We start from the raw sequence: 17,046 nt of genomic DNA, 5'->3' as shown, positions 1-17,046 counted from the left end.
TCATGGAGGAGCGAAGCATGGCAAGCAATCTGTTCGACCTGACCGGCAAGATCGCGCTGGTGACGGGGGCAAGCCGCGGCATCGGCGAGGAAATCGCGAAGCTGCTCGCGCAGCAGGGCGCGCATGTGATCGTGTCGAGCCGCAAGCTCGACGACTGCCAGGCCGTCGCCGACGAGATCGTCGCGGCGGGCGGCCGCGCCGAGGCGCTGGCCTGCCACGTCGGTCGGCTCGAGGATATCGCCGCGACGTTCGAAACCGTGCGCGGCAGGCACGGGCGTCTCGACATCCTCGTCAACAACGCGGCCGCGAATCCGTATTTCGGCCACATCCTCGATACCGATCTCGCCGCGTACGAGAAGACCGTCGACGTGAACATCCGCGGCTATTTCTTCATGTCGGTCGAGGCCGGCAAGCTGATGAAGGCGCAGGGCGGCGGCGCGATCGTCAACACGGCGTCGGTCAATGCGCTGCAGCCGGGCGACCGGCAGGGCATCTATTCGATCACGAAGGCCGCGGTCGTCAACATGACGAAGGCGTTCGCGAAGGAGTGCGGGCCGTTCGGCATCCGCGTGAACGCGCTGCTGCCGGGCCTCACGAAGACGAAGTTCGCCGGCGCGCTGTTCGCGGACAAGGCCATCTACGAGGCGTGGATGGCGAAGATCCCGCTGCGCCGCCATGCGGAGCCGCGCGAGATGGCCGGCACGGTGCTGTATCTCGTGTCCGACGCGGCGAGCTACACGAACGGCGAATGCATCGTCGTCGACGGCGGCCTGACGATCTGAGCGCGCGATGAAACTCGACAGCTACAGCGGACAGGCCGTGATGATCACCGGCGCCGCGAGCGGCTTCGGCGCGCTGCTCGCGAGCGAACTGGCCGCGATGGGCGCGCGGCTCGCGCTCGGCGACCTGAACGCGGACGGGCTCGAGCGCGTCGCCGCGCCGCTGCGCGCGGCGGGTGCCGACGTGATCGCGCAGCGCTGCGACGTGAGCAGCGAAGCGGACGTCGCCGCGCTCGTGCAGGCCGCCGCGCAGCGCTTCGGGCGCCTCGACGTCGGCATCAACAACGCGGGCATTGCGCCGCCGATGAAGGCGCTGATCGATACCGACGAAGCCGATCTCGACCTCAGCTTCGCGGTCAACGCGAAGGGCGTGTTCTTCGGGATGAAGCATCAGATCCGTTGCATGCTCGCGCAGCGCGAAGGCGTGATCCTGAACGTCGCGTCGATGGCGGGGCTCGGCGGCGCGCCGAAGCTGGCCGCGTATGCGGCGGCGAAGCATGCGGTGGTCGGGCTGACGAAGACGGCGGCGCTCGAATACGCGCGTCACGGCATTCGCGTGAACGCGGTGTGTCCGTTCTACAGCACGACGCCGATGGTCACCGACAGCGACATGAGCGACCGGCAGGACTTTCTCGCGCAGGGTTCGCCGATGAAGCGGCTCGGCCGGCCCGACGAAGTCGTCGCGACGATGCTGATGCTGTGCGCGAAGGAAAACACCTATCTGACCGGGCAGGCCGTCGCCGTCGACGGCGGCGTCTCGGCTTACTGACGGAACCGAATCGAGGAGTCGATCATGGACTTTGGCTATACCCCGAAAGTGGAAGAACTGCGCAGCCGCGTGCGCGCGTTCATGGATGCGCACATCGTGCCGCGCATTCGTCAATGGAACGACGAAGTGCATGCCGGGCAGTATCCGGTGTCGTTCATGGAAGAGCTGAAGGCGCGCGCGCAGGCCGAAGGGCTGTGGAACCTGTTCCTGCCGCACCTGAAGGACGACGAGCCCGGCACGCGCCTGACCAACCTCGAATACGCGCCGCTCGCGGAGATCATGGGGCGCGTCGGCTGGGCCTCGGAGGTGTTCAACTGCAATGCGCCGGACACGGGCAACATGGAGCTGCTGCACATGTTCGCGACGCCCGCACAGCGCGAGCAATGGCTGATGCCGCTGTTGCGCGGTGAGATCCGTTCGGCGTTCGCGATGACCGAGCCCGACGTCGCGTCGTCGGACGCGACCAATATCACGACGCGGATCACGCGCGACGGCGGCGACTACGTGATCAACGGCCGCAAGTGGTTCATCACGAACGCCGCGCATCCGAACTGCCGGATCTTCATCGTGATGGGCAAGACCGATCCCGATGCGGAATCGCACCGGCAGCAGAGCATGATCCTCGTGCCGCGCGACACGCCGGGCGTGACGGTTGTGCGCAACATCACGGTCGTCAATCACGTCGCACCGGAAGGGCATTGCGAGATCACGTTCGACAACGTGCGCGTGCCGGCGAGCAACCTGCTCGGCGAAGAAGGCAGCGGCTTCGCGCTCGCGCAGGCGCGCCTCGGGCCGGGCCGCATCCATCACTGCATGCGCTCGATCGGCGCGGCCGAGCTTGCGCTCGAACTGATGATCGACCGCGCGCAATCGCGCGAGGCGTTCGGCAAGCCGCTGAACCGCCACGGCACGGTCGGCGAATGGATCGCGCGCTCGCGCATCGAGATCGACCAGGCGCGCCTGCTCGTGCTGAAGGCCGCGTGGATGATCGACAAGGTCGGCGCGAAGGCCGCGCGCAAGGAGATCTCGATGATCAAGGCGCTGGTGCCGAACGTGCATACGACCGTGTGCGACCGCGCGATGCAGCTATTCGGCGCGATGGGGCTGAGCCCCGACACGCCGCTCGCCGATCACTGGACCTGGGGCCGCGCGCTGCGCTTCGCCGACGGTCCGGACGAGGTGCACCTGCAGTCGATCGCGCGGATGGAAATCAAGGGCGGCGAGCGCGGCGCGACGGCGCCGTACCTGACGCCGCCGCCGCGCGGCTGAGCGCGGGCCGCGCACGCGCCGGGCCCCGCGGCACCGACATGGACGAACCGGCGGCGCACGCCGTAACATGCCGGCAAGGAGGCCCGGCGATGCGCCTATCGAAGATTGACCTGAACCTGTTCGTCGTATTCGACGCGATCTACAACAAGCGCAACCTGACGCGCGCGGCCGAAGTGCTGAACCTCACGCAGCCAGCCGTCAGCAACGCGCTGGCGCGGCTGCGCAAGTCGCTGAACGACCCGCTGTTCGTCAGCACGCCGGCCGGGATGATGCCGACGCCGATGGCGGAGAACATCGTCGGCCGCGTGCGCGAGGCGCTGCAACTGCTCGATTCGAGCGCGCACGAAGGCGACGTGTTCGATCCGGCGTCGTCGACGCGCGTGTTCCGCCTGAGCATGAGCGACCTGACCGAAGCGCTGCTGCTGCCCGCGCTCGGCGAACTGCTGCAGCGGCATGCGCCCGGCATGCACGTGCGCAGCTATACGCTGGATCGTCGCGAGGTGGCGACCGCGCTGGCGAACGGCTCCGTCGACATCGCGATCGATGCGCCGCTGATCGGCGACCCGCACCTGCATCAGGCGCCGCTTGTGCGCGACCGCTACGCGTGCATGATCCGCGACGGTCATCCGTTCAATGGCGATAGGTTGTCGATGGACGACTATCTCGCGATGGGGCACATCCACGTGTCGAGCCGCCGCAAGGGCAGCGGCCACGTCGATGCGGAACTGACGCGGCTCGGGCTGCGCCGGAACATCCAGATGCGCGTGCAGCACTACATGGTCGCGCCGCTGATCGCGATGCGCGGCGATCTCGCGCTGACCGCGCCGCTGCGGCTGCTGCAGCGCTATCCGGCGCGCATTCTCGAACTGCCGTTCGAGATGCCGGGCCTCGAATATTTCTGCTACTGGCATCGCAGCGCCGATCAGGACCAGGCCAATCGGTGGCTGCGCGAGCGGCTCGTGGAGCTGATGCGCGATATGGGGTGACGGGCGTGCTTACAGAACCGACATCGATTCGGTGAGGTTCTGTCTCATGTAGTCGAGGAAGCGTTTGTGGAACGGCATCGTGTGCGCGGTCGAAGCGGCATGGCGGCGGCTTTGCAACACGCCGGATCCCGTGGGCGGCGAGCGCGTGTGCGCTCGCCCCGCCTAATCGTCGAAGCGTGGCCCGCGCTTCACATCTTTCAGCCAGTCCTTGATCTGATCGAGATCCTCGAATTCGCGCAGCGCCACGTTCAACTCGTGAATGCCGCGCTGCACGCTGGCCATGTCGCGCGCGAGCATGCGCATGATCGTATCGGGCGCGAGCTTGACCGATGACGCGATCCCGTAAGTGCGCCGGAAATCGGCTTCGACGTGCGCGATTTCCTGATCCAGTTCGCGCAGCTGTTCCTCGAGGATGCCGTTGTAGCGCGCCAGCCGCTCTTCGCCGAAGCTGTCGATCGCGTGCTGGTCGATCTGCTCGATCTCCAGCTGTAGCTCCAGCAGTTGCAGCAGATTGCCTTTCGCATAAGCGTGGTTGACCCGCTGCATCAGCACGGTCTTGCGTTGCTGTTCGCGCGGATCGGATTCGCGATCGGGATGCAGCGCGCTGGCCAGCTTGCGATAGATCTCGCGGATCGACCGGCTCGATGCCGCCTGCTCGGCTTCGCGTTTCGCCTGCGCGGCGGATTGCCGCGGCGCTTTCCTGCGCTTGGCGCGCTGCGCTTCGCGTGCCGCGTGGCTGGCCATGTCCCGCTCGAACTGGGCGTCGAGTTCGGCCTGTATGCGCGCGGCGAGTTCGTCGGGCGACAGCGTGTCGAGATCGTCGGCCGGTTCGGCGCCGGGTGTCGGTTCGGGCTCCGGCCTTGGCTTCGCTTTCGTCGTCCGGCGATCCGTCGCTGCATCGCTGTCGAGATCGGACGCGCCGTGCCGGTTGTAGACGACTTTCAACTGCGCGTCGTCGCTGACGTCGAGCAAGTCGCGCGCCATGTCGGCGATCAGGCCGGACAGGATGCGTTGCTCGGCCTTGCTGAGTCCTTTCTTCAGAAAGGCGTCGTCGAGCAGATGGACGAGTCTGATCCGCAACGCGCTCGACGCCTGTTCGAGCGGCAGCAGCCCGTCGACGAATTTCTTCTGGAACGCCGGCATCGCGGCTTCCCACGCACCGAGGCGTTCGCGCCGCTTGTCGATTTGCTCGACGAGCGCGTTGAAGGTTTTCCGGGCTTTCGACAGGCGGGTGGTTTCGTAACCGGGCGCGATGGCGACCGCGGTGCCGCGACGTGCGGTCATGATGGGTGTCCTCCGGCCGCGGCGGAACGCGCGGCAGGCCGCTATTCTAGCTGGCCTGCCGCGCGTTCATTCGAGAAACAGCTGCCCCTGTCCCGACACGACCCGTTCGAAATCGTCGCGCAGGAACGGCAGGATCGCGTCCGCGACCGGCTGCAGCTGACGGCTCACGTAGAACGCGTAATCGATCGGCGAGCGCATCGTCTCGAGCGGCTCGGGGCCGGCCGTCGTCATCACGTAGCTGATCCAGCCGCCGCGCTGATATTGAAGCGGCCGGCCGCTGGCCTGATTGAATTCGTCGGCGATGCGCGCCGCGCGCACGTGCGGCGGCACGTTGCGCTGATATTCGCGCAGCGGCCGGCGCACGCGCTTGCGATAGACGAGCTGGTCGTCGAATTCGCCGGCCAGCGTGCGCCGCACGTAGTCGCGAATGAAGTCCTGGTACGGCTCGCGCCTGAACACGCGACGATACAGCTCGCGCTGGAACTGCTGCGCGAGCGGCGTCCAGTCGGTGCGCACCGTCTCGAGTCCCTTGAAGACGATGTCCTCGCCACCGTCGGTCTTCATCGCGAGGCCCGCATAGCGCTTCTTGCTGCCTTCCTCCGCGCCGCGCACGGTCGGCATCAGGAACCGGCGGTAGTGCCGCTCGTATTGCAGTTCGAGCGCGCTCTCCAGCCCGAAGCGCTCGCGCAGATGCGTCTGCCACCACCGGTTCACGTGTTCGACGAGCGCGCGGCCCTTGCGGGCGGCCTCGTCGTCGTCATGCGCGCGGCCGAGCCACACGAAGGTCGAATCGGTATCGCCGTAGATCACCTCGAAGCCCTGCGCCTCGATCAGCTCGCGCGTGCGATGCATGATCTCGTGGCCGCGCATCGTGATCGACGACGCGAGGCGCGGATCGAAGAACCGGCAGCCCGTCGAGCCGAGCACGCCGTAGAACGAATTCATGATGATCTTCAGCGCCTGCGACAGCGGCGCGTTGCGCTGGCGCTTCGCGTCGTCGCGGCCTTCCCACACGCGCTGCACGATGCCGGGCAGGCAGTGCGCGGTGCGCGAGAAGCGCGCGCCGAGAAAGCCCGGCACCGACGCGGCGTCGTCCGGCTGCGCGAGCCCTTCGATCAGCCCGACCGGATCGATCAGGAACGTGCGGATGATCGACGGATACAGGCTCTTGTAGTCGAACACGAGCACCGAGTCGTACAGGCCGGGGCGCGAATCCATCACAAAGCCGCCGGGGCTGTTCTGCCCGGTCACGTCGCCGAGGTTCGGCGCGACGTAGCCGAGCCGATGCATGCGCGGCAGGTACAGGTGCGTGAACGCGGCGACCGAGCCGCCGGTGCGATCGGCGGCGAGCCCGGTCACGGTCGCGCGTTCGAGCGCGAACGACAGCAGGTCGGCCTTCGCGAAGATGCGCGTGACGAGCTCGCAGTCCTTCAGGTTGTAGCGCGCGAGCGCAGGTTTGTCGTGATCGAAGCGGCGCTGGATCTCGTCCATCCGCTGATACGGATTGTCGATCGACTTGCCTTCGCCGAGCAGCTGCTGCGACACGTATTCGAGGCTGAACGACGGGAAGGTCCAGGTCGCCGACTTCAGCATGTCGATGCCGTCGAGGATCAGGCGTCCGGCCGCGCCCGCGAAGAAATGATCGGGTTGCTGGCCGTGCGCGCGCCAGTCGAGCACGCTGCCGCCGCGCCCGAGCTTCAGCGGCACGCCGTACTGTTCCGCATGCGCGTGCAGGATGCGCAGGTCGAACTGCACGAGGTTCCAGCCGATGATCGCGTCGGGATCGTGCTCGCCGAACCAGTCGTTCAACCGTGCGAGCATCGCGGGCCGGCTGTCGCAGTAGTCGAGGCGGAAATCGACGGCGCTCGCATCGCCGTTCGGCGGCCCGAGCATGAATACGTCCCGTTGCCCGCACCCTTCGAGTGCGATCGAATACAGCTCGCCGTGGACGCTGGTTTCGATGTCGAGCGAGACGCAGCGCAGCGCGGGGCGGTAGCCGGTCGCGGCCTTCAGCTCGGCGTCGAGCAGCGTGCCGTCGCGGCCGGGCGTGCCGAGAAACTGCACGGGCGCGGTGATGAAGCGCTCCATCGTGTAGCGATCGGGCGGCTGCACGTCGGCTTCGTACACGTCGACGCCGGCCGCGATGAGGCGCTTCTGGAGCCCGGCGAGATGGCGATAGCGCCGGCAGTAGAGACCGACGACCGGGCGCCGCCGGAAATCGCGCAGCGCGAGCGGACGCAGCTCGGCATCGCGTTCGCCGGCCAGCGTCTGCTCGGCGAGCGCCAGCTGGTCGGCCGGCACGAACGCGACGGCTTCCTGCGGGCGCAGCCGCACGCGGCGCGGACCGAGTTCGGTTGCCAGCCAGAACTCGACCTCGATGCCGGTCGCGGTGTCCCGCCAGTGGCGGGTGAGGATGAAGCCCTGCTCGAACGCCGTCAAAACGCCTGCCCGTCGTGGATGTCCAGGCGGCGGATTTTAGCGCCTGGGGCGTGTTTATGCCGGGGAAGCGTGAAATGGGGATGGACTCGCGGGCACTTGCGGCCGGTCGCCCACTTGGGTGAAATAGCGCGTTCCTACAATGCTGACGCCTGACGACAAGATGAAGCGAAACGATCGCGTGACCTCGTCCATTTCCGAGCGCCGGTGCTTCGACGTTCAGGCCGAAGATTTCCACGACCGGATTCGACATGGATTTGCGTAAAACGCTGGTGATCGGCAACTCGGGTTCGGGGAAAAGCTGGCTGGCCGGCCGTCTTGCCGCCCGTCTTGGCGCGGACTGCATCGATCTCGACTTGTTTCACTGGCTTCCCGGCGGCTACGACGTCGCGCGCGACCGGGACGAAGCGATCCGCCTGACCCGGGCGGCGGCGCGCGGCGAGCGCTGGGTGATGGAGGGCATCTACGGCTGGCTTGTCGACGCAGTGCAGTCGGACGCGACCGCGCTCGTCTGGCTCTGTGTCGACGAAGCCGAGTGCGTCGCGAACATCCGGCAGCGCGGCGTGCGTCGCGGCGGCACCGCGGATTCGTTCGAGCTGCTGCTTCGCTGGGCAGGATCCTATCGGTCGAGGCGCGGCTCCAGTTCGTACGACGGCCATCGGGCGATTTTCGAGCGCTTTGACGGCGACAGGATCATGCTCCGGTCGCGCGATGCGGTGACGGCGTTCGCCGACCGGTGCGCCGCATAGCGACCGTCCCTGTCATGCCCGCGCGCCGTCGATGCGCGCGGCGACGCGCCATGTCGCGTCCGCCGCGTCTGCGGCACGCAGCAGCCAGCGCTTCGCGACGATCGCACGCCGCTTCTGCGTGACGTACGCGTCCACCGCGAGTTCGAGCGCATCGTCGTCGCGGCGTTCGAGCGTCGCGGTCGCGCCCGAGCCGTCGGCGAATTCGATCACCGCGGCGTGGGGTGTCGTGATGCGGTGCGCATCATCAATCGCGACGAGGCTGCCGGGATACAGGTGCGAATGGCTGGCGCGCAGCAGGATGGCGGTGGGCATCGGCCGGGACTCCCGGGGCAGGCAAGCGAGGGGTTGTTTACGCGTGCAGCGAAAGTCGGGTCGGAAACCCGTTCTCGTGGCATGTTCGTGCCGGACGCGTTGCGATTCAGAAATCCTGCCGCATGCGGTGAAGCAGAGCGCCGGGCGATTGGCGCGTGTTCACCGCGTCGATGACGTCGGTCAGAAACCAGGGCAGGTTCAGTTGCGTGTTGGAATCGCTCACGCAGACGCGGATCGATGGCGGCTTGGCCGGCGCTCCGGAAGGGCGGGCCGCGTCGGACGAGCCTGCCGGCACGCAGTTCCTGCCGCCTGCCGGCATGGAGGACGCGCCGCCCGGACTGGCGGCGGCGACGGTCGGCAGGCTGGCGGCGGCGAACACCAGCATGATCGATGCCGCAATAGGGACAAGGTGTTTCATTCGTGTCTCCGGCGATGCTCGTTCGACCATGCGGGCAAACCGGAGTTCGGTCCGAACAGGGCGGAAGACAGGCGATGCGGGCGATATGCCGGGACGACGGGACCTGCGCAACCATGTGGGGACGGGAAACCGAGCCTTGCTTCAACACCGAGCGTCCCGGCAACGCATCCCCGGCGAAAACCGTTCGTCGCTCGCGATCAGTGCAGCCCTGCCGACGCGATCGAGCGCATCGTATCGGTGATCCGCACACAGCGCGACAGCCCGAAGCGCTCGGCTTCGCGTCGTTCCGGCTCGCTGCTCGCCACGCCGACCGCGCGTTCCGGCGGCACGCCGAGCGCTTGCAGCGCAACGTCGAACGGATGCTGGTTTACTACGGATTCCTGCTGATTCGCGTCAGTCACGACGACCGAGAAGCGGTCGAGGCTGGCGCGGCCGAACTGGCCTTCGAACATGTCGCTGAGCCGTGCGGCGGGCAGCGTCGTGACGAGACCGAGGCGATACCCTTGCTCCGATGCGCTGTCGAGCCACTGGAGGATTGCATCGCGCTGATGGCGCGATTCGTGCGAATCCGGTGTCGCTTCGATCTGTTCGAATGCGGCGTCGAGTCGGGTGACGATGGCTTCGATGACCACGGTGATTCCTCTCCAGAGACGTGACGATCCGTTCGCTGACGGGAATGGCAGATACCTTAGCGTCGAACCGAAAAACAGTACCAATTAATCTTTTTAGCCAACTCATACGGTTTGACTAATGAATCGCTCGCGACGCAGAACCGGCGCGGGATGCGCGCAACGCAAGCGTTTCAGCGAGAAATCTGCCGTATCGATCGGCGTCGATGCGACGCACCGCGATCGTGCATGAATCGAATGCGACGAACCCACGATGTGAAAACGGCGTATCGGGCGACCCACGCCCGATACGCCGTTTCACGATGCCGTGCCGGTTGGCGGCCGTCGTTCAGTGCAGCTTGATCGACGGCTGGTTGCGACGCTGCAGCCAGTGGCTCAGCGACTGGAACAGCGCGCGCTTGAGTCCGTACACGCTGAACAGGTGCTTGCGGTACAGGAACTTGTACAGGCCGATCGCGGCAAGCCCGTCGACGATCAGCGAGCGCGAGCGCATGCCGAGCTCGGCCTGGTACACGGCGCCTGCGTCGCCGAGCGACACGACGGTGCCCGCGTCGCGGAACGTGAAGCCGTCGACCGGCTTGCCGGCGAGACGGCGCGCGAACGCATTGCCGAGGTACACGGCCTGCTGGTGCGCGACCTGCGCGCGCGGCGGCAGGAACCCGCTCGCGCCGGACGACGGGCACGCGGCGCAGTCGCCGAACGCGTACACGTGCGGATCGTCGGGCGTCTGCAGCGTGTCGGTCACGATCGCCTGGTTCGACCGGTTGAGCGCGAGGCCGTCGAGTTCGCGCAGGATCGCCGGCCCCGCGACGCCGGCCGCCCAGATCGTGATGTCGCTCGGAAGACGTTCGCCGCTCGCGGTCGTGATCGCGTCCGCGCCGACTTCGGCCACGCGCGTGTCCGTCAGCACGTCGACGTTCAGCGTGCGCAACTGCGCATGCATCTTGTCGGAGAGCCGCGCGTCGAGCGCGGGCAGGATGCGCGGCCCGCTTTCGATCAGCCGGATATGGACGTCGCGTGCGGACACCAGCGCCTTGAAGCGATACGTCGTCAGCTGCTGGATCGCGTGACGCAACGCGGCCGCCAGCTCGACGCCGGTCGCGCCCGCGCCGATCACGCTGATGCAGACCGGCGCCGCGCGCTGCGCGGGCTGCTGCTCGGCGAGGTGGTTCGCCTTCGTGCACGCGGCCAGGAACTTGCGGCGGAAATCCTCGGCCTGGTCGACGTTTTCGAGCGGCAGCGCGTGACGCGCCGCGCCGGGCACGTTGAAGAAGTTCGTCACGCTGCCGACCGCGAGCACGAGATCGTCGTAGCGCAGTTCGCGCTGCGGCAGGATCTCGGTGCCGTCGGCGTCGTGCACGGCGCCGATCGTCGCGACGCGGGCCGCGCGGTCGACCCGTTGCAGCGCGCCCTGCACGAAGCGGAAGCCGTGCCGCTTCGCCTGCGCCGCGTATTCGATCGTATGGGACGCCGGGTCGCGATGACCCGATGCGGCTTCGTGCAGCAGCGGCTTCCAGAAGTGCGTCGGATAGCGGTCGACGAGCACGACTTCGGCTTGTCCGCGACGGCCGACCGTGTCGGCGAGGCGCGTGGCGAGCTGCAGGCCGCCGGCGCCGCCGCCGACGATCACGATGCGGGGCGCAGGGTGTGCGCCGAGATGAGTCGTGGTGTTGTCCATGTTGAGGCTCCCGCTGATGACGATTCGGATGACATTGCTCAAGGACCGACGATATAGTTTCGAACCCACGCGAACAATTTAATGTTTATAAGCGACTCATATGTATTCACTTATAGGAAAGACCGCGACATTCCGGCAGCTGAAGGCGCTGGACATGATCGCGCGCGTCGGCAGCGTATCGCGGGCGGCCGAGGAGCTGAACCTGACGCAGCCCGCGGTGTCGCTGCAGGTGCGCCTGCTGGAGCAGGCGGTCGGCGCCGCGTTATTGCAGCGGGTGGGGCGCGGCGTGCAGCTGACCGCGGCCGGCGAGATCGTCGCGCGCTATGCGCGCGAGATCCTGCATCTGTGGAGCGAGGCCGGCGACGAGGTCGCGGCGCTGACCGGCGATCTCGGCGGCACGCTGCGGATCGGCGCGATCACGACGGCCGAATACCTGATCCCGCCGCTGCTCGTGAAATTCACCGCGACGCGTCCGCACGTGAAGACGTACTTCAAGGTCGGCAATCGCGACGACATCATCCGCATGCTCGCGACGCATGAAATCGATCTCGCGGTGATGGGCAGCCCGCCGAAGGAACTGCGCACGCATGCGGTCGAGTTCGCAAAGCACCCGATGGTGTTCGTCGCGGCGCCCGGTCATCCGCTGATGCAGCGCAAGCGCGTCGCGCTGAGGGATCTCGAATCCGCGCACCTGCTCGTGCGCGAACGCGGCGCAGGCACGCGCTCGACGGTCGAGAGCCTGTTCAAGTCGGCCGGCTACCGGTTTCATGTGGGTTCCGAACTGTCGAGCAACGAGGCAATCAAGCAGATGGCCGAAGCGGGGCTCGGCGTCGCGTTCCTGTCGCTGCACGCGTGTGCGCTCGAATTGCGGACGGGGCTGCTCGGGCAGTTGCCGTTTCCGGGCAACCCGATCGAGCGCGAATGGTATGTGGTCACGCTCGCCGATCGGCGGATCTCGCAGGTGACCGGGTTGTTTCGCGATTTCCTGATCAAGCAGGGCGCGCCGGTGATCGACGGCGCGACGTCGGCGCCGCACGAGCGGCGGCGCAAGTAGGCGCAGCGGGATGCGCCCGCTCAGCCGATCCCGAAATCGTCGTTGCTGTCCGGAATCGACGCGAGCAGCCGTTCGAGCCGATGCCAGCCGACCGCGCGGAGGCACCATTCGGCGACGGCGGACCGGATGCCGCGAATGCGGGAGGCTGGCCGGGGCGCGGCCGCGCCGGAAGAACGCGGGACGGCGAACGCCGCGCGCGACGGGCAGTAATGGGGCATGACGGTCTCCGTCGGTGTCGGATGAGGCGATCGTAGGCGTCGCGACGGCCGCCGGCGCTCATGCAAGGATCGGCCAGAGCAGAAACGGATGATCTTTTTCTGTCCGGGCCGCCCATGGCCGGCACGCCGCCGGAAAACGCGTCACAATGCCCGTTCGACATCCGATCTGCTCGAGGAGAACGTGCGATGAGCGATGCGATTCTCGCCGCGCCGCCGGACAACGGCGTCCCGGTCAGCCTGCGCTCCAGCCGCGGGCTCGGCTGGCACGGCTTCGGCGCGGCGCTGCTCGACATCCGCGCCGGCACCTACCGGATTCCGGCGGCCGAGCATCACCGCATCGGCGTGCATGTCGGCGGGCCCGTCCGTGCGGATTGCGTGTGCGACGGCGAGCGCGTGTCGCGCATCCAGGCGCACGGCGACGTCGACGTGATTCCGGCCGGCCTGCCGGGCCGCTGGACCGACAGCGCCGACTGCCGGATCCTGCACATCATGCTCAGCGATGCGTTCGTGCGCCGGACCTTCGAGCACCTCGAACTGAAGCCGTCGCAGGCGCAGATCCGGCGCCGGCTGCAGGTGCGCGATCCGCGCCTGCAGCACATCGCGTGGGCGATCGCCGCCGAGCTCGAAGCGGACGATGCGTCGGACCCGCTGTATGCGGAGAGCCTGTGCACGGCGCTGGTCGCGCGGCTGGCCGACAGCGCACCGGCGTTCCGCGAGCGGCGGCGTTCGCTCGCGCCGAAGACGGCCGCGCGCGTGCTCGATTATGTCGAGTCGAACCTCGACCGGCGGCTCACGCTCGCGGAACTCGCGGCGCTCGTGTCGATCAGCGTCCCGCATTTCAAGGTGCTGTTTCGCGAAACGCTCGGCGTGCCGGTGCACCAGTATGTCGTGCAGCGCCGCGTCGAACGCGCGAAGACGCTGTTGCTCGAAGGGCGGCTCAGCATCAGCCAGGTCGCGCTCGAAGCAGGGTTCGCGCATCAGAGCCATATGGCGAACTGGATGAATCGCCTGCTCGGCGCGACGCCGGCCGAGATCGCGCGCTCGGGCGTGCGGGCGGGGCTGCGGCTGGTCGTTGACAGGGACGGCGACGCATAGGCGTTGCGCTTCGCGACCTCGCCTTCTTCACCAGCCGGAATCGGCGCGCTGCATGTCGGGCGCGCCCGCAAACCGCTGATCCTTTCCTGTCCGGTTCATCCGTTCGTGCGCGCCATCCGCGCCGCGCCTGCCGACAATCACGTCACCCCCATCCAACAGGAGTGGATCGTGTTCGTGATCTTCGGTGCATCCGGCAACGCCGGCCTGTCGACGGTAACGACCCTGCGTCGCGCAGGCCATCCGGTGCGCGCGGTGCTGCGCGACGCGCGTCATCGCGAGCGCTTCGCGCAACTGGGCTGCGAAGTGGCGATCGCAGACCTGACGGACCAGCGGTCGGTCGCCTCGGCGCTCGACGGCGCGCACGCGGTACAGATGCTGTGCCCGGTTCCGGTCGCCGACGACGATCCTGCCGCGACGATGTCGCGCATGATCGACGTCGCGACCGCGGCGCTCGCCGCGCATCCGCCCGCCGTGCTGCTCGGCCTGTCGGACTACGGCGCGGAGCGCGACGGCAATACCGGCATCACGAGCCTGTTCCATCTGCTCGAGGAACGCCTGAAGGCCATTCCGACGCATTTGACGCTGCTGCGCTCGGCCGAGCATCTGCAGAACTGGGCGAGAGTCGCGCCGGTAGCGCTGGCGACCGGCATGCTGCCGAGTCTCCATCATCCGGTCGACAAGGCTTTTCCCGCAGTCTGGGCGCCCGATGTGGGCGTCGTCGCGGCGCGGCTGCTGCTGGACCGTCCGGAGGGCAGCCGCGGGCCGCGCATCGTCAGTATCGAAGGCCCGCGGCGCGTCAGCGCGAGCGAGATCGCGCTGACGCTCGGCGCGGTGGCCGGCCGGGACATCGCCGCGCACGCACTGCCGCGCGACGCCTGGACGGCGACGCTGCTGCGCGCGGGGCTGAGCGCGCGCCATGCGCAACTGGTCGTCGATCTGTACGACGTGCACAACGCGGGGCAGATCGACGTCGAGGACGGTGTGTCGGAGCGGCTTTACGGCACGACGACACTGGCGGATGCACTGGCGCAACTGATGCGCGAGCACACGCGATAAGCGAAACGGCGCGATGCGCGGTGCACACGATCACGCACGCGCCGCGCGTCGAACCTAGCGCCTTACCTTGTTCAACACCGCATACGACAGCGAACCGATCACGATCCCCCAGAACGCGGAGCCGAGACCGAGCCACGTCATCCCCGACGCGGTCGCGAGGAACGTGATTACCGAGGCTTCTCGATGGTTCTCGTCCTCGAAGATCCCGTGCACGTTCGCGCCGATCGCGCCGATCAGCGCCAGCCCGGCGAGGATCGCGACGAACGCCTTAGGCAGCGCGAAGAACACCGCGACGATGGTGCCCGCGAACAGCCCGCCGATCAGGTAGATCACGCCGTTCGCGATGCCTGCGATGTACCGGCGCGCCGGATCCTCGTGCGCGTCCTTGCCGGTGCAGAGCGCGGCGGTGATCGCCGCGACGACGATCGTGATTCCGCCGAAGCAGGCGACGACGAGCGACATCACGCTGGTCGCGGTGATGATCGGGCGCGCCGGCGTGTGATAGCCGGACACGCGCAGGATCGTCATGCCCGGCAGGAACTGGCCCGTGAGGCTGACGACGACGAGCGGCAGCGCGAGGCTGAGCGTCGTGCCGAGCGTCCATTCGGGCGCGATGAAGATCGGCCGCGCGATGCGTGCCGATACGTTGTCGAGATGCGTCATCCCGAGCAGCGTCGCGAGCGCGGCGCCCGTCAGCAGCACGAGCACGATGCTGTAGCGCGGCAGCAGGCGCTTGAAGATCACATAGGCGGCGATCATCCCGAACGCGAGCACCGGCTGTTCCGACGCCGCCGAAAACGCACGCGTGCCGAACGGCAGCAGGATGCCGGCCATCATCCCGCACGCGATGCCGCGCGGAATATGGCGCACCAGCCGGTCGAAATAGCCGGTGACGCCGATCACCAGGATGATCAGCGCGGCCGTGATGTATGCGCCGACGGCCTGGTTCAGCGTCAGCTGCGGAAACAGGCCGACCAGCAGCGCGGTGCCGGGCGCCGACCACGCGGTCACGACCGGCACCTTCAGTTTCCAGCTCGCGAACAGCCCCGACACGCCCGCGCCGATCGAGATCGCCCAGACCCACGACGCGACCATCGCGTCGGACGCGTGGGCGGCCTGCGCGGCCTGGAAGAAGATCGCGAGCGGGCCCGCATATGAAATCAGTACCGCGAGAAAGCCGGCGGTAATCGCGGAAACGGACCAGTCGGTGCCGATCGCGCGCGCGGCGCCGGTCGGAGTATTCGGATGCATCGTCGTCGGGAGTTGGGGGCGCGCGGCCCGGGGTCGGATCCGGGGGAGCTTGGCACATGCCCGGGGGTGCCGTCATTCTGGGCATAGCGGGCGGAATTGACAATTCTTCGCCGAATATCAACACTGTTTATTTTTCGTAAACAGTTCGGGCGGCGAGATGGACAGATTGACGGCCATGCGGCTCTTTACCTGCATCGTCGATTCAGGCAGCTTCACGCGCGCCGCGCAGCAGCTCGGCATGCAGCGCGCGTCTGCGACGCAGATCATGAAGCAGCTCGAAGCGCATCTCGGCGCGCGGCTGCTGGTGCGCACGACGCGGCACGTGAGCCCGACGCTCGACGGCGCCGCGTACTACCAGCGCTGCGTCGACATCCTCGACGGCATCGACGAGGCCGAGGCGTCGTTCTCGCATGCGGCGCGGCATCCGCAGGGCGCGCTGAAGATCGATCTCGCCAGTTCGTTCGCACGCCTGGTCGTGATTCCGGCGCTGCCCGACTTCTTCGCGCGCTATCCGCAGGTCACGCTCGACATCAGCATCGGCGATCGCCGCGTCGACCTGGCGCGCGAGAGCGTCGACTGCGTCGTGCGGATCGGCGAGCTGACCGATTCGTCGCTCGTGGCACGCCGCGTCGGCCTGCTCGAACAGGTCACCTGCGCGAGTCCCGGCTATCTGGCCGCGCACGGCCGGCCGCGCAATCTCGCGGCGCTCGCGAAGCATCGGGAAGTCGCTTACGTGTCGGCGTCGAGCGGCAAGCGCGTGCCGCTCGCATTCGGCGTCGACGGGCGCGTGGAAACGCGGGAATTGCCGGCGTCGGTGTCGGTCAACAACGGCGACGCGTATGTCGCCGCGTGCGAGGCGGGGCTCGGCATCGTGCAGGTGCCGCGCTATCACGTCGTCGGACAGCTGCAGCGTGGCACGCTGACGGAAATTCTCACGCGCGTGCGCCCGCCGCCGCTGCCGTTGTCGGTGCTGTATCCGCATCGCGGGCATCTGTCGCCGCGGCTCAGGGTGTTCATCGACTGGGTAGCCGGGCTTGCATAGCGCACGCGTGCGCTCGGCGCC

At 67.7% G+C, this 17,046-nt stretch carries 17 protein-coding genes; 9 read left to right on the top strand and 8 right to left on the bottom strand.

Translation table 11 applies throughout. The features are described 5' to 3' along the window. The first annotated feature begins 17 nt into the window (after window positions 1-17). The 4 genes from BST28156_RS13585 (at window position 18) to BST28156_RS13570 (ending at window position 3,803) form a co-directional block, all read left to right on the top strand. On the top strand, window positions 18-782 hold the full coding sequence (locus BST28156_RS13585) for an SDR family oxidoreductase (protein ID WP_040130663.1): 765 nt from the start codon (window positions 18-20) through the stop codon (window positions 780-782). A gap of 7 nt (window positions 783-789) precedes the next feature. After that, entirely contained in the window at window positions 790-1,548 is a 759-nt protein-coding gene (locus BST28156_RS13580; RefSeq protein WP_174902436.1) for an SDR family NAD(P)-dependent oxidoreductase, read from the top strand. Between the two features lie 24 nt (window positions 1,549-1,572). Continuing rightward, window positions 1,573-2,817 carry an acyl-CoA dehydrogenase family protein gene (locus tag BST28156_RS13575; RefSeq protein ID WP_174902435.1) on the top strand — a complete coding sequence of 415 codons (1,245 nt, stop codon included), beginning with the start codon at window positions 1,573-1,575 and terminating at the stop codon, window positions 2,815-2,817. A gap of 89 nt (window positions 2,818-2,906) precedes the next feature. Next, window positions 2,907-3,803, top strand: a complete 897-nt coding sequence (locus BST28156_RS13570; protein ID WP_060246438.1) for a LysR family transcriptional regulator — start codon at window positions 2,907-2,909, stop codon at window positions 3,801-3,803. A 162-nt stretch (window positions 3,804-3,965) separates the two neighbouring features. Here BST28156_RS13570 and BST28156_RS13565 read toward each other — a convergent pair whose 3' ends face one another. Together BST28156_RS13565 and BST28156_RS13560 are read right to left on the bottom strand one after the other, a co-directional pair. After that, window positions 3,966-5,087 (bottom strand): J domain-containing protein, encoded by a 1,122-nt coding sequence (locus tag BST28156_RS13565; RefSeq protein ID WP_174902434.1) that lies wholly within the window; start codon window positions 5,085-5,087, stop codon window positions 3,966-3,968. Window positions 5,088-5,153: 66 nt separating this feature from the next. Then, window positions 5,154-7,526, bottom strand: coding sequence for a DNA polymerase II (locus BST28156_RS13560; protein WP_174902433.1), 2,373 nt, complete (start codon window positions 7,524-7,526; stop codon window positions 5,154-5,156). 269 nt (window positions 7,527-7,795) lie between these two features. Between BST28156_RS13560 and BST28156_RS13555 the strand changes: the two genes are divergently transcribed. After that, on the top strand, window positions 7,796-8,272 hold the full coding sequence (locus BST28156_RS13555) for a P-loop NTPase family protein (protein WP_244131405.1): 477 nt from the start codon (window positions 7,796-7,798) through the stop codon (window positions 8,270-8,272). Between the two features lie 12 nt (window positions 8,273-8,284). Here BST28156_RS13555 and BST28156_RS13550 read toward each other — a convergent pair whose 3' ends face one another. From BST28156_RS13550 to BST28156_RS13535, 4 genes are all read right to left on the bottom strand, one after another. After that, window positions 8,285-8,584 (bottom strand): hypothetical protein, encoded by a 300-nt coding sequence (locus tag BST28156_RS13550; RefSeq protein ID WP_174902431.1) that lies wholly within the window; start codon window positions 8,582-8,584, stop codon window positions 8,285-8,287. 106 nt (window positions 8,585-8,690) lie between these two features. After that, window positions 8,691-9,002, bottom strand: coding sequence for a hypothetical protein (locus BST28156_RS13545; RefSeq protein ID WP_174902430.1), 312 nt, complete (start codon window positions 9,000-9,002; stop codon window positions 8,691-8,693). Window positions 9,003-9,199: 197 nt separating this feature from the next. After that, window positions 9,200-9,634 carry an HAD family hydrolase gene (locus BST28156_RS13540; RefSeq protein WP_060246451.1) on the bottom strand — a complete coding sequence of 145 codons (435 nt, stop codon included), beginning with the start codon at window positions 9,632-9,634 and terminating at the stop codon, window positions 9,200-9,202. Between the two features lie 325 nt (window positions 9,635-9,959). Then, window positions 9,960-11,309 carry an NAD(P)/FAD-dependent oxidoreductase gene (locus BST28156_RS13535; protein ID WP_174902429.1) on the bottom strand — a complete coding sequence of 450 codons (1,350 nt, stop codon included), beginning with the start codon at window positions 11,307-11,309 and terminating at the stop codon, window positions 9,960-9,962. Between the two features lie 100 nt (window positions 11,310-11,409). Here BST28156_RS13535 and BST28156_RS13530 point away from each other — a divergent pair, with 100 nt between their 5' ends. Further along, window positions 11,410-12,363, top strand: a complete 954-nt coding sequence (locus BST28156_RS13530; protein ID WP_174902428.1) for a LysR family transcriptional regulator — start codon at window positions 11,410-11,412, stop codon at window positions 12,361-12,363. A 20-nt stretch (window positions 12,364-12,383) separates the two neighbouring features. Here BST28156_RS13530 and BST28156_RS13525 read toward each other — a convergent pair whose 3' ends face one another. After that, a complete protein-coding gene (locus BST28156_RS13525) occupies window positions 12,384-12,581 on the bottom strand; it encodes a hypothetical protein (protein WP_060246454.1) in 198 nt (65 codons plus the stop codon). Window positions 12,582-12,767: 186 nt separating this feature from the next. Between BST28156_RS13525 and BST28156_RS13520 the strand changes: the two genes are divergently transcribed. Further along, on the top strand, window positions 12,768-13,676 hold the full coding sequence (locus BST28156_RS13520; RefSeq protein ID WP_174902427.1) for an AraC family transcriptional regulator: 909 nt from the start codon (window positions 12,768-12,770) through the stop codon (window positions 13,674-13,676). 168 nt (window positions 13,677-13,844) lie between these two features. Beyond that, a complete protein-coding gene (locus BST28156_RS13515; RefSeq protein ID WP_174902426.1) occupies window positions 13,845-14,732 on the top strand; it encodes an NmrA family NAD(P)-binding protein in 888 nt (295 codons plus the stop codon). Window positions 14,733-14,786: 54 nt separating this feature from the next. Here the strand turns inward: BST28156_RS13515 and BST28156_RS13510 are convergent, their stop codons facing one another. After that, entirely contained in the window at window positions 14,787-15,983 is a 1,197-nt protein-coding gene (locus BST28156_RS13510; RefSeq protein WP_174902425.1) for a benzoate/H(+) symporter BenE family transporter, read from the bottom strand. A gap of 175 nt (window positions 15,984-16,158) precedes the next feature. Here BST28156_RS13510 and BST28156_RS13505 point away from each other — a divergent pair, with 175 nt between their 5' ends. Further along, complete coding sequence (locus BST28156_RS13505) at window positions 16,159-17,025, top strand: LysR family transcriptional regulator (RefSeq protein ID WP_367651228.1); 867 nt, start codon at window positions 16,159-16,161, stop codon at window positions 17,023-17,025. The last annotated feature ends 21 nt before the right edge of the window (window positions 17,026-17,046 follow it).

This window comes from Burkholderia pseudomultivorans (assembly GCF_902499075.1).
GTDB lineage: Bacteria > Pseudomonadota > Gammaproteobacteria > Burkholderiales > Burkholderiaceae > Burkholderia > Burkholderia pseudomultivorans.
Note: the sequence above shows the minus strand (reverse complement) of the source record. Positions and strands in the feature narration are given on the sequence as shown.

Bases quoted from the DNA above. Each gene is read 5' to 3' on its own strand.
- BST28156_RS13585 (WP_040130663.1), top strand. From the start codon at position 18: ATGGCAAGCAATCTGTTCGACCTGACCGGCAAGATCGCGCTGGTGACG.
- BST28156_RS13550 (WP_174902431.1), bottom strand. From the start codon at position 8,584: ATGCCCACCGCCATCCTGCTGCGCGCCAGCCATTCGCACCTGTATCCC.
- BST28156_RS13570 (WP_060246438.1), top strand. From the start codon at position 2,907: ATGCGCCTATCGAAGATTGACCTGAACCTGTTCGTCGTATTCGACGCG.
- BST28156_RS13530 (WP_174902428.1), top strand. From the start codon at position 11,410: ATGTATTCACTTATAGGAAAGACCGCGACATTCCGGCAGCTGAAGGCG.
- BST28156_RS13545 (WP_174902430.1), bottom strand. From the start codon at position 9,002: ATGAAACACCTTGTCCCTATTGCGGCATCGATCATGCTGGTGTTCGCC.
- BST28156_RS13520 (WP_174902427.1), top strand. From the start codon at position 12,768: ATGAGCGATGCGATTCTCGCCGCGCCGCCGGACAACGGCGTCCCGGTC.
- BST28156_RS13505 (WP_367651228.1), top strand. From the start codon at position 16,159: ATGCGGCTCTTTACCTGCATCGTCGATTCAGGCAGCTTCACGCGCGCC.
- BST28156_RS13525 (WP_060246454.1), bottom strand. From the start codon at position 12,581: ATGCCCCATTACTGCCCGTCGCGCGCGGCGTTCGCCGTCCCGCGTTCT.
- BST28156_RS13565 (WP_174902434.1), bottom strand. From the start codon at position 5,087: ATGACCGCACGTCGCGGCACCGCGGTCGCCATCGCGCCCGGTTACGAA.
- BST28156_RS13580 (WP_174902436.1), top strand. From the start codon at position 790: ATGAAACTCGACAGCTACAGCGGACAGGCCGTGATGATCACCGGCGCC.
- BST28156_RS13575 (WP_174902435.1), top strand. From the start codon at position 1,573: ATGGACTTTGGCTATACCCCGAAAGTGGAAGAACTGCGCAGCCGCGTG.
- BST28156_RS13535 (WP_174902429.1), bottom strand. From the start codon at position 11,309: ATGGACAACACCACGACTCATCTCGGCGCACACCCTGCGCCCCGCATC.
- BST28156_RS13510 (WP_174902425.1), bottom strand. From the start codon at position 15,983: ATGCATCCGAATACTCCGACCGGCGCCGCGCGCGCGATCGGCACCGAC.